Source organism: Govania unica, from assembly GCF_027920805.1.
GTDB classification, from domain to species: Bacteria; Pseudomonadota; Alphaproteobacteria; order Sphingomonadales; family Govanellaceae; genus Govanella; species Govanella unica.
This window is the reverse complement of record NZ_JANWOI010000001.1, coordinates 384,746-398,830: the sequence shown is the minus strand read 5'-3', so window position 1 is coordinate 398,830 and position 14,085 is coordinate 384,746. Positions and strand designations below refer to the sequence as shown.

General features: G+C 57.3%; 11 protein-coding genes. 3 read left to right on the top strand and 8 right to left on the bottom strand.

The genetic code is table 11. From position 1 onward, the window contains the following. Positions 1–42 precede the first annotated feature (42 nt). Positions 43–2,319: a TonB-dependent receptor gene (locus NYP16_RS01760; protein WP_274942388.1), complete on the bottom strand. Its 2,277-nt coding sequence runs from the start codon at positions 2,317–2,319 to the stop codon at positions 43–45. Between the two features lie 345 nt (positions 2,320–2,664). On the opposite strand from NYP16_RS01760, the gene NYP16_RS01755 reads away from it, so the two are divergent. Next, the gene (locus NYP16_RS01755) at positions 2,665–3,534 is read left to right on the top strand and encodes an SDR family oxidoreductase (protein ID WP_274942387.1); all 870 of its coding nucleotides are present in this window, start codon (positions 2,665–2,667) and stop codon (positions 3,532–3,534) included. After that, on the top strand, positions 3,531–4,301 hold the full coding sequence (locus tag NYP16_RS01750) for an amino acid ABC transporter ATP-binding protein (protein ID WP_274942386.1): 771 nt from the start codon (positions 3,531–3,533) through the stop codon (positions 4,299–4,301). The genes NYP16_RS01755 and NYP16_RS01750 overlap by 4 nt, the downstream gene beginning before the upstream one ends. A 27-nt stretch (positions 4,302–4,328) precedes the next feature. Here the strand turns inward: NYP16_RS01750 and NYP16_RS01745 are convergent, their stop codons facing one another. The 3 genes from NYP16_RS01745 to NYP16_RS01735 are packed head-to-tail and all read right to left on the bottom strand — an operon-like array spanning position 4,329 to position 7,426. Next, a complete protein-coding gene (locus NYP16_RS01745; protein WP_274942385.1) occupies positions 4,329–5,393 on the bottom strand; it encodes an amino acid ABC transporter permease in 1,065 nt (354 codons plus the stop codon). Further along, positions 5,390–6,412: an amino acid ABC transporter permease gene (locus NYP16_RS01740; protein ID WP_274942384.1), complete on the bottom strand. Its 1,023-nt coding sequence runs from the start codon at positions 6,410–6,412 to the stop codon at positions 5,390–5,392. Before NYP16_RS01740 ends, NYP16_RS01745 begins: the two co-directional genes overlap by 4 nt. A gap of 9 nt (positions 6,413–6,421) precedes the next feature. Beyond that, a complete protein-coding gene (locus NYP16_RS01735; RefSeq protein ID WP_274942383.1) occupies positions 6,422–7,426 on the bottom strand; it encodes an amino acid ABC transporter substrate-binding protein in 1,005 nt (334 codons plus the stop codon). Between the two features lie 405 nt (positions 7,427–7,831). On the opposite strand from NYP16_RS01735, the gene NYP16_RS01730 reads away from it, so the two are divergent. Beyond that, complete coding sequence (locus NYP16_RS01730) at positions 7,832–8,413, top strand: helix-turn-helix domain-containing protein (RefSeq protein WP_274942382.1); 582 nt, start codon at positions 7,832–7,834, stop codon at positions 8,411–8,413. Here NYP16_RS01730 and NYP16_RS01725 read toward each other — a convergent pair. The 4 genes from NYP16_RS01725 to NYP16_RS01710 form a co-directional block, all read right to left on the bottom strand. Continuing rightward, entirely contained in the window at positions 8,382–9,761 is a 1,380-nt protein-coding gene (locus NYP16_RS01725) for a peptide MFS transporter (RefSeq protein WP_274942381.1), read from the bottom strand. The two genes, NYP16_RS01730 and NYP16_RS01725, sit on opposite strands and share 32 nt — an antisense overlap. Further along, complete coding sequence (gene pip / locus NYP16_RS01720) at positions 9,748–10,728, bottom strand: prolyl aminopeptidase (protein WP_274942380.1); 981 nt, start codon at positions 10,726–10,728, stop codon at positions 9,748–9,750. Before pip ends, NYP16_RS01725 begins: the two co-directional genes overlap by 14 nt. A gap of 37 nt (positions 10,729–10,765) precedes the next feature. After that, on the bottom strand, positions 10,766–11,851 hold the full coding sequence (locus NYP16_RS01715; RefSeq protein ID WP_274942379.1) for a M14 family metallopeptidase: 1,086 nt from the start codon (positions 11,849–11,851) through the stop codon (positions 10,766–10,768). A gap of 81 nt (positions 11,852–11,932) precedes the next feature. Then, entirely contained in the window at positions 11,933–14,062 is a 2,130-nt protein-coding gene (locus tag NYP16_RS01710; protein ID WP_274942378.1) for a TonB-dependent receptor, read from the bottom strand. Positions 14,063–14,085 lie beyond the last annotated feature (23 nt).

The following is a 14,085-nucleotide window of genomic DNA, read 5'->3' as shown; positions in this document are numbered from 1 at the left end:
ATAACGAACTCCGGAGGGTCTGAAACAGAAGCCTCAATCTAATTACGATCCGAACTTATACGTCGCCTTCAGACCCCAAATGCGCGGATGCGGTTGCAGCCGGATCCCGGCCAGACCGAACTGGTCGGCAGTGCCGTTGAAGTAGGTTTCCTTGAACAGATTCTCCACATATCCCGTCAGGCTGACGGCATCCATGGTAACCCCGGCCCGCAGATTGACCACGTTATAGGCTGGCGCGATATAGGGGAAGCTCGGCAAACCCAGGATCGGCGCGGCGGCCGCTTCAAGATTTCCCGAAATGCTCGACCGGTAAACCCATTCCGCGCGAACAAAGCCTTCAAGCGTATCACTTAATGATTTGCTGTAATCGACGACGCCGTTCAGGCTCCATTTCGGCGTTTTCGGCAGACGCCGACCGGTCAGGTCAACCACATTGTTGCCGGCGAGCACCGCGTCCGGGAAGGAGCCGAATTTGCTTTGCAGATAGCCCGCACCAAAGCCAACCTGAAGTCCTTCAACAACAAGCGCCTGAATATCGACTTCGAAGCCTTTGTTCGTGGCCTTGGCAGCATTCAATGTCGCCATCACAGCCGAGCTGATATCCCCTGGGACAGCCAGATAGTTGGTCTGGACCTGAAGATCCTTCCAGTCTGAATAGAAGACCGAACCGTTGAAGCGAACCCGGCCATCCGCCAGCGACGTCTTGAAACCGGCTTCATAGTTCCACAGGGTTTCCGGACGGAATGGCTTAACAATCCCGTTGTTGATATTCACACCGCCGGTTTTATAACCGCGTGACGCCGAAATATAGGTGTTGAGATCCGGGGTAACTTCATAGCGGATCACGGCCCGTGGCGAGAAGTTATGGAATTTTCCCGTCCCCGCAGCATCCGGAACCGGGCTTTCAAAGGCAACAACCCCAACCGTCGAGTTCTCAATCTTATCTTCGGTATAGCGGCCACCAAGGATGACCGACAATTTGTCCGTGATATTATAAGTGCCTTCCGCGAAAACACCCATGCTGCGGACAGTTTGATAGTAGTTGTTTTCGTTGATGCGGAAACCGGCCGGGATGGGCGGAAGAATGCCAGTCACTTGACCCGTCACAGGATTTGTATAAGACCCCTGCGCACCAGCGAAGATGTTATTATACATATCGAATTTGTCTCTGGCGAAGATCCCGCCAAATGTCCATTTGAAGGCATTTTCGGTGTTCGACTGCAAACGCAATTCCTGGCTGAAGGAATTCGCCTTCCAGTTGTTGTGACGGATGATGGCATCGACACCGATGTTGTCCTGGTCGAAACGGCGCTCGGTGCGGCTGCGGATATAACCGGTGATCGACTTGATATCGAACCCGTCAGCTGCATAGGTGATGCGGCCATTCAAAATCATAAGGTTATTGTTGTTATATTCAATCGCGTCGTGATTCACCCGGCTCTGATTTTGTGGAAAGAAGCCAAGGCCCTGACCAATCGGAGCGATATCGCCGACGATGCTTTGCGTATCAAGGCTGAGCACACCTGACGGCACCGTATTGTCCATGCCGCCACGTGATTTTGTATAGCTGGCGCTGAGATCAACCGTCAGATTGTCCGTCGGCAGGGCGCGGGCTGCAAGACGGAAGGTATTATCCTTCGATCCACTGTCCGGCGTACCTTTGGGATTGACGTTCTTGACAAAGCCGTCGGTCTCCCGATGCTCGGCCACGCCGCGAAGGAAGAACTTCTCGCTCACCGGCAGATTGACAACAGCACCGATGGTCCAGGTGTTGAAGCTTGCATAGCTCGCGTTCGCTTCTGCATAAAGCTTGTTATCCGGTTTCTTGGTCGAGATATTCAAGGCGCCGCCAAGCGCGTTGCGGCCGAAATATGTTCCCTGCGGCCCACGCAGAACTTCGATGCGCTCGATATCCTGCAATTCGGGATTGATGGTGCCGCCAGATACCGAACCAACGCTCAGATCGTCGATATAATAGCCAATCGAACTCGTGGTCGTGCCTTCGGCCAGATTGACGTTGCTGACGCCGCGAATGCTGATGCTGATGCTGCGGCTGCCGGTTTGCCCATCTTCGGTAAAGGCCACGTTCGGCGCGAATTGAAGGTAATTCTTGGCTTCGGTTACGTTTGATTTCTCAAGCGTTTCAGCGCTGAAGGCCGAAACGCTGATCGGCACTTCCTGCAATGACTGCTCGCGACGCTGCGAGGTGACAATAATCTCTTCCAGAACCAGCTTGTCACCGCCTGTCGCACTCTGGGCGAAAGCATGAAAGGGCATGACCGCGCAAAGGGCCGTGGCGCTCAAAAGTAATTTTTTCACGTGTAACCTCCCTATGAACCTTGAACGATGTCCAACGACGGGGCGCTTGCGCTTGTGGCCTCACGTGCTCAAAGCCAATTTTTGACCCTCTGAGCTTATATTATGACCCCGTTCGATCATGTCCGGCGCGACAGCACGCAGCCAACAATCACCACTACTGGGATAGAAAAACCATCGGCAACCAACAACTGATAGTTTCTTATTAGTCCATTAGAAAAAATAATCAGGCAAATTGCCCAAGGTTTATTACGATCAGTATCGGATGCGGAGGGAAGCCGGACAAGGTATGACAACGCCCGGCAACAGATCATCAAATTGAAAACATTAAAATAATTGGTCCCAATCATGTCAAAAGCTACACAAACAGTTCTGGTGACCGGCAGTAGCAGCGGCATCGGACGGGCGACACGGGATCGCTTTGCAGCGGCCGGATGGACCGTGTACGCAGGCGTCCGTGACCTCACTCCGGATCCCGATCTGCCCGCCAACGTCCGGCCGATTCTCATTGATGTGGCCGATCCGGCTCAAATCCGCGCCGCCGTGGCCCGGATCGATCAGGACTGCGGCGGCCTCGATGCCCTTGTGAACAATGCCGGGACTCTGACCCTCGGCGCCTTTGAAGACATGCCGGCCCGGGATTGGCAAGATGTGATGACGGTCAATTTCTTTGGCCCCGTCGAACTGACCCGTCAGGTGCTGCCCCTGATGCGCCGCAAACGGAGCGGCGTGGTGGTCATGCTGTCTTCCCTCTCAGGTCTTGTGGGCCTGCCCGGCAACAGCGCCTATACCGCGAGCAAATTCGCCCTTGAAGGAGCCACCGAAAGCCTCCGTCATGAAGTTGCCCGGTTCGGCATCGCCGTGGCCCTTGTGCAGCCCGGCGCCATCGCCACCGAAATGCCCCAGAAGCTCAAAATTCCCGACGACTATCAGCCAGACAGCCCCTATCTCCCGATGCTCACGGCCTGCCTGCCCGACGACGCCGACGAAGGACGCGGCGACAGTCCCGACATGGTGGCCAAGGTGATTTTCGACATCGTTGCCACCAAGGCCCCGAAACTCCGCTATCCTGCCGGAGCCCAGGCCGAGGCCGTCACCGCCAAGATCCCGACCCTGGACGACGCAGCCCGCAGCCGCTTCATCCGCGATGTAAGCGGCCTTGACTGGTGGACCGCAGGCGCCGACGCCCCCCTCAAGACAGAAAAGGCAACCTCATGACTGCACTTGCTCAAGTTCAGGCGAACGCCGCCGAAACGATTATCGATATCTCCGGCCTCAACAAATGGTACGGCGCCTTCCATGCCTTGCGTGACATTCAGCTTACGGTCAACAAGGGCGAAAAGATCGTGCTCTGCGGCCCCTCCGGATCGGGGAAATCAACACTCATCCGCTGCATCAATGCACTTGAGGATTTTCAATCCGGACAGCTCACCGTCGACCGCATCGAATTGCGCAATGTGAAAAACATCGCCGCCATCCGCAGCGAAGTGGGCATGGTGTTTCAGCAGTTCAACTTATTTCCGCATCTCTCGGTGCTCGACAATCTGACGCTCGCCCCCATGCGCGTGCGCAAGATGAACAAGACCGCCGCCACCGAGCTTGCCATGGGCTATCTTGAGCGCGTCCGCATTCATGATCAGGCGCAGAAATTTCCGGGCCAGCTTTCCGGCGGTCAGCAACAACGCGTCGCCATTGCCCGCGCGCTCTGCATGCAGCCGAAAATCATGCTGTTCGACGAGCCGACATCAGCACTCGATCCCGAAATGGTCAATGAAGTTCTCGAGACCATGATCGATCTCGCCGGCGGCGGCATGACCATGCTTTGCGTCACCCATGAAATGGCCTTTGCCCGCAAGATCGCGAACCGGGTCATCTTCATGGACAAAGGGGAAATCGTCGAACAGGGGCCGCCAGACAGCTTTTTCGACAGCCCAGAGACCCCACGGCTGCAAACCTTCCTCACCCAGATCCTGCGGCATCATTGATGCCGCAGCTTTTTTAGCGGCTATCTGTTAGCGAGTTTGGCGGTATTTAGTCTCAAGCCGCGCGCTGTAGCGTGACATGGCGAAACAGCAGACCCAGAAGAAAAGGGCCGCAAACAGATACCCCGTGGCCACCGTGCTGGCGCTCATCCACCGCGGGTCTGTGGACGCCGTCTGCACCATCCCCAGAAGATCGAAAAAGCCGATAATCAACAACACCGTCGTCTCCTTGAAAAGACCGATGAAGATGCTGGTGATCTGAGGCACCGACAGGGTTAGCGCCTGCGGCAGAATAACCCGCAGCATGGCCTGAGGGTAACTGAGTCCAAGCGCCTCAGCCGCTTCATACTGACCGCGCGGCAGGCTTTGGAGCGCGCCGCGCACCGCCTCCGCAATATAGCAGGACATGAGAATGGTCAGCGCGATCAAGGCCCGCAGCAGCTTATCGACCTCAAACCCCGGCGGCATGAACAACGGGAACATGATGATGACCACGAACAGCAGCACAAGCACCGGCACCGCACGCCAGAACTCGATCCAGCCCACAGCAAGAAAACGCACAAGCGGCAGTTTCGATTGCCGCCCAAGCGCCAGCAACACGCCAAACGGCAAGGACAGCGTCAAGACAAAGGTCGACACCACAAGCGTCAGGAAAAACCCGCCCCAGGCATTGGTCGAGACCGGCACCAACCCAAAAAGCCCGCCCCCGAACAGAATGATGGCCGCCACCGGATAGACCGTCAGAAGCGAAAGACCGATCCAGAATTTGCCCGGAAACCGCGGCCATAACATCATGCCCGCCAGCAGAAATCCAACGCCGACGCCAAGATCCACCCGCCAGCGTTCCGCCAGCGGGTACAGGCCATACATGAACTGATCAAAGCGCACCCGCACGAACGGCCAGCAGGCCCCGCTCGCCACCCGGCAGCTTTCAGGATCCGTCCCGCGCCAGGCCGCGTCAAAAACCGCCCATTGCAGCAGCGGGATGATCAAAGCCACCAACGCCGTGACCGACAGCAGCGTCAAAATGCTGTTGAACGGCGTCGAGAACAAATTGCGCCGCATCCAGTGCAACGCCCCCTGATTGGCCATCATTCGCCCCGCTCCTGAATCTGGATGCGCCGGTTGTAGCTATTCATGGCCCAGGCGATGGCAAAGGACACAGCCGCATAGGTCGCAAGCGTCAGCAACATGATCTCGATCGGCTGACCCACAAGATTATTCACCGTGCCGACAAAGACCGAGACGATATCCGGATAGGCAATGGCCGCCGCAAGCGACGTGGCCTTGAAAATATTCATATAAACCGTCGACAGCGGCGGGATCATCACCCGCAAAGCCTGCGGAAAAGTAATGCGCCGAAAAATGACGTAGCCCGACAGACCAAGGGCCGACGCCGCCTCATATTGTCCGCGCGCCACCGCAAGAAAACCCGAGCGGGTGATTTCCCCGATATAACTCGCGTTATACATGGACAATCCCAAGGCCAGCGCCAGAAATTCCGGCATCAGCGCAAAGCCGCCCTCATATTCAAACCGCCCAGGGTGCGGAACGACCAGATGCCAGCCGCCTGAAAACAGCGCCGACCAATCATCAATCTGCAAGGTCGGAAAATAAAGCCCACGATTGTTGAGGACAAAGCCGGCAAAGGTAAAACTGTCCGCGAAGCCCGGCAACGATCTGAGAACAACGAAATACCAGAAGAAAATCTGCAACAGCACCGGGATATTGCGGAAAATCTCCACATAAATCAGCCCGAGTTTCGCCACAAGCCAGTTCGACGACAAACGCATGATGCCAATGCCAAGCCCGAACAGCGACGCAAGACCAATCGACACCACCGCCAGCAGCAAAGTATTCAACAGCGCCACGCAAAAGGCGCGCAAAATGCTTGATCCCTCCGTATAGGGGATCAAGGTCTGCGCGATGGCGAAGCCCGCTTCCTTATGGAGAAACTCGAACCCTGACTGGACGCCGAGCTGAGCGAGATTTTCCCGCGTGGTGACGACAACAAAATACACCAGCAGCGCCACGCCCAGCATAATCAGCATCTGCGGCAGCAGATCACGGATCTTGCGTGCGAGGCGTGATGATGGCACCCCTGACTGCGACACGCTCACCCCCTAGCGGAACGGCAGAGCCATGAACAGGCCGCCGTCTTTCCATAAGCGATTGAGCCCGCGTTCAAGACCAAGCGGCGTGAAATTGCGGTCCCAGGTGTCGTTGTAATTGCCCACAAGCCGGATGACGTTATAGGCCCAGTCATTCTGCAGCCCGAGATACTGGCCGAAATCGCCCTTCACACCCAGCATCCGCTGCACTTCCATATTGACGCTGGATTTCCGCATCGTCGCAACATTGGCTTGCGTCACCCCAAGCTCCTCGGCGGCGATCTGCGCATTGAACGTCCAAAGCGCAAGATCGCGCCATTGCGCATCACCCTGCCGCACCATCGGCCCCATGGGCTCGCGGGAGATCACATCGGGCAGGATCACATGGTCAGCAGGCTTCACAAGCCCCTGCATGCGCCCGGCCATGGCCCCGAGTTCATTGGTGAAGGCGTCACACCGGCCCGCCTGATAGGCGTCCATCGCCCGTTCGATATTGGCAAAGGTGACGATCTTGTAAGGCATTGAGCGCGCGCGGAAATAATCGGCGATATTCTGTTCAAGCGTCGTGCCCTGAGCCACACAGATGGTCGCGTTCTTCAGATCGTCAACGCCATGAATGCCGCTATCGCGCCGCACCAGAAAGCCCTGGCCCGCATAAAGATAAACCCCGCCGAAATCGAGCCCCATGGAGGTATCGCGCAAATAGGTCCAGGTCGCGCCACCAGGGAAAATATCGACCCCGCCCGACTGCAACAGCGTGAACACGGTCTGCGGCGTGATCGGCACATATTCGATCTTGATGGCCCCGAAAATCGCCGCCGATATGGCTTTGCAGTGGTCGATGTCGAATCCGACGCGCTCGCCCTTGTCCGTGATGGCGCTGAAACCCGGACTGGCCTCGACGATGGCGCAGCGCAGGAAGCCGCGTTTTTTCACCTCCTGCAAGGTGCCCGCCGTGGCCACTGTCTGCCACAGGCCCAAGGCCAACATCAGGAAACCCAATACCAATCTGCGCAAGCCACCCTCTCCCCGTAAGCCGGACCCTTCAGGATTATTGAGTGTAGGTTAGAAATCCAGCCCCCCCAACAGCAAGCGACAGATTCTTATGGCCGGATTAGTTTTATTAGAGCCGACAGGGCAACAGGGATAAACACGCCTGAAATCAACCAGATAACGTAGCCTCTGCAAAGATTTATCCGCATACAGAAAAACTTCAACCACTCAAACAAGATCAGAGGAGCGGAACCGTGAGCAAGCTATGCTTGCAACAGATCATGCCACATCCTCGCAAGCTTTGACGACCCTCTTGAAACTAAGGATTTGAGGCATGGAATTCGTGGGACATAAAAGTTATGATCCCCAATAGCCTCCAAAGACTTGGGACGCTATTTTACGCCTGTCACGAGATCTGGAGAACTACCGTTGCCGAAAAAGGACCATAGCCGATCAATCGGCCTCGCGCTTAAAGCCCGAAGGCGGCAGCTTGGCATGACTCTGCGGCAACTGGCTACGGCGTCCGGTCTGTCGGCGCCCTTTTTGTCTCAAGCTGAACGCGGCTTGACGACACCATCGCTCGTGTCCCTGATCAGCCTTGCCAAGGCGCTTGACGTGGATATCCATTATTTCGTGGAAGTGCCGACGGGCAGCGGCTTTGTACGCCGTGCAAGCAATCCCGAATATATCGAGACCGCGCCCAATATCAGCTATATCCGCCTGACCGGATCACTGCTTAATCAGCAGATGGAAGGACTGATTATTCTGGTGCCGCCGAAGCTCAAGCTGCCGACGGTTCAGCGCGAGGGCGAAGGACTTTATTATATCCTCGAAGGCAATGTGCATTTCGAGGTCGATGACGAGAAATTCATTCTCGGCCCCGGCGACAGCGTTCACTTCGATCAGCGCCACCGTTATACGATGTTCACCGACGACGACGTCACCGCCCGCATGCTGTGGGTCGGAACGCCGCCGCTGTTCAACCAGCCGAAGCCTCGGCCAGAGCCCTGACCGAAATGTCACGCCGGGCAAGGAACGCATCGACAGAGCGGCGAAGCATCAGGATCAGCATGGCCGCCATGAACGCAATCCCGGCAATCATGAGCCAATAGCGTGCATGCGGCATCGCCTCCCAGAAACTGCCGAGAAACCCGGCCAGATAACTGCCAAAGAACCCCGACAGGAAATAAACCCCCATCATCATCGAGATGAGCCGGAGCGGTGCCACCCGCGAGAACAGCGACAGGCTGGTCGGCGAGATAAAAAGCTCCCCCCAGGTCAGCACGAACATGAAGGGAATGATGGCCAGACAGCCCACCCTCTGACCATCAACCAATGACAGCCCCGCCAGCATCACATAAGCCACACCGGTCAAGACCAGCCCGGTCATGATCTTGGTCATGGCCGTCGGCTCCTGCCCAAGCTTCCCCTGTCGTGACCAGCGGCGCACGATCAGCGGCGTCAGCACAATCATCAGCATCGGATTGAGCGACTGGAACCAGGCCACCGGCACGGCAAAGCCAAAGATCCCGCGATCGATGTCATCGCGCATCCACAGACTGAAAACATTGCCCAGCTGCTCGAACGTGAGCCAGTAAGACATCATGATCACGGCAATCAGCGCCAAAATCTTTATGCGCGCCCTATCGTCACCGTCCGCCTCGGCCCTGACCGCCCGCGCCGACCGGTCGATATCCGGCGGCAGATAGCGCCGCCCCATAAGAAAAATGCCAAGCCCCACCAGCATGCCAACGCCAGACAAGCCAAAACCATAGCGCCACCCCCAGACCTGCGCCACCGTCCCGCAGGCGAGCGGCGCAACGCAGGCACCAAAATTGATGCCCACATAAAACAGCGAATAGGCGCGATCCCGCCGCGCATCCCCCGCACCATACAAACGCCCGACCTGAGTAACGATATTCGGCTTGAAGCAACCATTGCCGAGCACAAGCAACAACAAGGCGGGCAAAAACAAAGCCTCCGACATCAACAGAAACTGCCCCGCCGCCATCAGTAAAGCGCCGATCACAACCATGCGCCGCTGCCCCATCAGCCGATCGGCGATGATCCCGCCAAAGATCGGCGTGAGGTAAACAAAGCCCGTATAAAACCCGTAAATCTGCGACGACAGCCCTTGCGACGACAGCGGGCCAAAAACACCCGCGAGAAAACTCTGAAGCGCCGCAAGCCCAAGCACGTGATCGGCCACACCGTCACGCAACAAATAGCCCGTCATATAAAGGATCAAAAGCGCACGCATGCCATAATAGGCAAAGCGTTCCCAGGTCTCCGTCATGGCGAGAACATAAAGGCCCCGTGGGTGCCCTAAGGTCTCGGACGCAAGGTTACTCTCGTGCACGCAACTGTTCCTTTATGGCGTCATGCGTCTGCACCAATATGCGGGCGAGCGGTTCGTCCAGTTCATCATGGGCCGCACCGCTGACCATGTGGATGGTGGATCCCGGCCATGCCTTATGCAAGGCCCAGGCTCCTTCCGCCGGTGTCGTCACATCGAACCGTCCCTGAACAATCACGCAAGGCAAATGGCTGATGCGATGAAGGTCGCGCAGAATTTGACCGTTCTCAAGAAAAAACCGATGCACTGAATAATGCGCGAACAACCGCGCCATGGGCAGAGAGAGATCGGGGTCAAAGGCCTCCGCCTGTTTGGCCACGTTTTCGCGCACATGCACCGTGCGCCCGGAATAAAGCTTGATCGCCTGCGCCGCCCGCAACTGCACCTCACGCGAAGGATCGGTGAGGCGTTTGTGAAAGGCCGGCAACGGGTCGTCGCGTTCTTCCGGCGACAACACCGCCATCAGCTCGTCATAGGCCTCGGGGAACAGCATGCTCGTGCCGTCCCACCACCAGTGAATATCACTGGCCCGACCCAGACTGACCCCCCGCAAGCGAAACCCGAGACAGCGATCCGGATAAGTTTCCCCATACACAAGCGCAAGACAACTGCCCCAACTGCCGCCAGCCACAAACCACTGATCAATGCCAAGATGCACGCGCAACCGTTCGATATCAGCAACCAGATGCCAGGTCGTATTGGCCTCGATCCGCGCAAGCGGCAATGAGCGTCCGCAGCCTCGCTGATGAAACACCACCAGACGGTAAAAATCCGGATCGAAAAACCGGCGATGAGCGGCCGACCCCGGCGCACCCGGTCCACCATGCAGATAGAGTACCGGAACGCCCGCCGGGTTGCCGCTCTCTTCCCACCAGATCTCATGCCCGTCGCCTACGGCAAGATAACCGAATTGGCTGGGCTCGATCGCGGAATAAAGAAAAGCTAAAGGGTCAGCGATTGTCGACGGCATAGAAAAACTCCTGTGAATTTTCAGATCGGCCCGGGGGTCATTGCCCGCAAAGACCGGCAACAGCCTGTCGGCAGGCATGCAAGGTTTGGCCCGCAACCATGCCTTCCCATTGCAGGGTCTCGCCGATGAACGCATCCCGCATCTTTGCCGCGATTGACGCAGCCGCTGCGATATTTCCGGCCCCATGCGCATGCAGCCAGGCGTCGGCCCGGACGGCGGTAATCATCTGCTGCGTCGGCTGAACACCAAACTCCAAAGCCGCCGCTGTGACCTCCGCATGGGACAGAAGCGCGGTGACGCCGCTCAGCATGTCGCCAACCACCGGCGCCGAATGCGACGTCCCGCTCGCCGGTGACGTAAGCCCAAGCCCATAAAAACTTCGCGCCCGGCCAAAACCCGCGCTATCCACTGCGGCCGGAACAATCATTTCACAAGCGCCATAAGCGCCAAGGCCCGTGTGAATATCAAGAAGGGCAATCCGGCGCGCCCGTGCGAGATGGGTCGTCAGCAACATAGCAAGCGTTTGCCGCGACCAGCTCGGAGTCCTGCCGCCATAAAACACACCTGAAGGATCGCTCCATTGCCCGCCGGTAATTACCGCCTGCAAGGCCCGCTCGCCATGAGCTGCCGCATAGTCCCGAAGCCGAGCCTCAGCCGCGTCACGTCCGGGACCATACCAGTCCGCCGGACAAATGGCCGTGCGCAACTCCGTATAGGCAGCATTGAGCGGAAGCGGCCGCGCGAAATCGATCCAGTTGCGATTGATGTCGATATTGTCCTCATTGACCCGCCGCATATAAGCGAAGCCATGGGGATTGACCGCATGCACCAGCATGACCGCCACATCATCCGGCAACCGCCCGGCATCCTCCGATCGCAGCCAAGCGGTCTGACAACCGGACCCACAAACACCTTCTATGCCATGGGTCCCGGACAGCAGCACAAGAACCGCGCTTGCAGTCTCAGGCCCGAGCCAGGCCACGTCGCTCGCAAGGGTCTCTCCGGCCGGACCTTTCAGACCGTGAGGCGCCGAGACCAATCGGGCTCCGGCTGTGGCAGCGGCACTCAGAAACTCCGCCCGCGCCGCAGCGTAATCCATCGCAAAAGGGAATATTTCGCTCATGATATCCTCGGCTCTCCTGCGGGAGATGCCGATGCTGTTGTCCGCACCGACATCTCCCAATCCTGTTCAGAACCGCCGCGATCAGAAGCTGTAATCAACCGTCAGGCCATAGGTCCGCGGGTTGCCCGGAAACTCGGCCGTGCCCCAGAACCCGCTGTTGGTCAGGATGAGCTGCGCATAGTGAGTGTCGGTCAGGTTGCGCACCCAGGCCGACACATTCCAGCCGCTGTTCTTCGGTTCGATCGTCACCCGCGCATTGACAAGGTCATAACCTTTCTGAATTTCAGCCGGTGTATTGAAGGCCACGAACTGTATCTTGGACGTATGTGAATAATCACCTCGGAAGGTCACATTGCCCCAGTTCATATCGACCACATAAGTAGCCCCAAGCGTCGCCGTGAATTTCGGCGAACGTGGCAAGGTTTTGCCTTTGAGATTCAAAAGACCCAGTGACGGCCGCTCGCTGTCGATCGTTGAATAGCGGTCATATTTTGCGTCGAGAAGGGACAAGGCCCCACTCAAAGTTAGCCCCTCCGTCACCACCACTTCGGTATCGACCTCAAGGCCTTTGATGGTGGCCGCCGCGGCATTGGTGATATTCGACCGCTGCCCCGGTACGCTTTCGATCACCTGCAGGTCGGTATAATCATAATAGAAGGCCGCCGCGTTCAAACGCATGCGGTTGTCGAACAGGCTGCTTTTGATACCCGCCTCATAAGCCCAGACTTTTTCCGGCATAAAGGCAGGATTGGTCACTGATGTGGCATTGTAACCACCGCTCTTGAAACCGCGTGTGACCGAGGCATAGGCCATCACATCTTTTGCCAGCGTGAAATCAATGCCGAATTTTGGCGTGAAGGCATCAAAATTCGACGATCCCTGGAAGCTGGACAAAACGCCATTGGTGCGAGACTCCACATCCACAGCCCGCTTTTCGGTGCTATAGCGCAAGCCGACCGTCAGCCGCAACGGCTCCCACGGACGATAATAGGCCTCGCCAAAAGCCGCATAGGCATTGGTCCGCGTTTTACCGGCCGGGCGTTGCACGATGTTGGTGGCGAAGAAGGTATAATTATTTTCCGTCGCCGCACGTTCATTCAAATAATAAAGACCGGCGATCCAGGTCAGCGGCTGATCATTGCCCGAAGCCAGACGAAATTCCTGCGTGAAAGTCTTCGAGGTTTCAAGCTGCGGTTCATTCTGCGCAAAGGCATAGCCTGAAAAATCGAGATCGAGATTGAGCTGATAATGGCTGTAACGATAGGCACTGATGGACGTCGCCGTCAGATCCCCCATATCTTTCGTGATCGTCGCCGAAAGCCCATGGGCATCAACCTTGGCCCCCAACCGCGCATCCATGTCAGCATGTTCGTAATCGGAACGAATGGGTGTATTGAACCGAAGTGTCGGCGGACCGGGTACCGTCACATAAGCCGCAAGACCACGTGTGCTGCGCTCATGATAAATATCGCCAGCGAGGCGGATTTTCAAACCGTCGGTCGGCAGAAAATCAAAAATAGCACGCGCCTGCGTGTTGTTGAGGTTATTGACGCGTTCATCATTAAAGACATTCAGCTGAAAGCCATCGCGCTTATCGCGGCCGACACTGACCCGGGCCAGAAGCTTGTCCGCAACAATGGGACCGCTCACCATGGCAGCGCCCGACAGAGCCTCATAATTGCCCATCGATAGGCTCACCTTGCCGGTCAGCTCCGCCGTCGGCGCTTGCGAGATGATGTTGATCGCGCCACCTGTCGCATTGCGTCCGTAAAGCGTCCCCTGCGGGCCCTTCAGAACCTCGACCCGCTCCACATCCAGAAAGGTCTGGATCGACCCGGTCGGCCGCGCGATATAAACACCATCGATGCTCACCGCCACCGACGGATCCGATCCGATATTCAGCTGATTGCTGCCGATGCCCCGGATATAAGCCTGACCGATCACCGCGTTGTTCGAAAATGTCAGACCGGGCGTGAACTGCGCCAGATCCTCTGTGGTCTCCACCCCGCGTGCCTCAAGCCCGCGATCAGAAAATGCCGTAATAGAAATCGGCACGGACTGCAAATTCTCCGCCCGGCGCTGCGCCGTAACAGTGATTTCCTCAATCCCGGCCAGAACCGCCGTCTCCGCCATGGCCGCCGTCGAAGACAGCAACCCGGCAACCGCAACAAGTTTCACCGCAGTGGTGCCGACATCCCATGTTCTCGTCATTTAATTCCCCCCTCGTTCTAATT

Bases quoted from the DNA above. Each gene is read 5' to 3' on its own strand.
- NYP16_RS01750 (WP_274942386.1), top strand. From the start codon at position 3,531: ATGACTGCACTTGCTCAAGTTCAGGCGAACGCCGCCGAAACGATTATC.
- NYP16_RS01715 (WP_274942379.1), bottom strand. From the start codon at position 11,851: ATGAGCGAAATATTCCCTTTTGCGATGGATTACGCTGCGGCGCGGGCG.
- NYP16_RS01710 (WP_274942378.1), bottom strand. From the start codon at position 14,062: ATGACGAGAACATGGGATGTCGGCACCACTGCGGTGAAACTTGTTGCG.
- NYP16_RS01745 (WP_274942385.1), bottom strand. From the start codon at position 5,393: ATGATGGCCAATCAGGGGGCGTTGCACTGGATGCGGCGCAATTTGTTC.
- pip (WP_274942380.1), bottom strand. From the start codon at position 10,728: ATGCCGTCGACAATCGCTGACCCTTTAGCTTTTCTTTATTCCGCGATC.
- NYP16_RS01755 (WP_274942387.1), top strand. From the start codon at position 2,665: ATGTCAAAAGCTACACAAACAGTTCTGGTGACCGGCAGTAGCAGCGGC.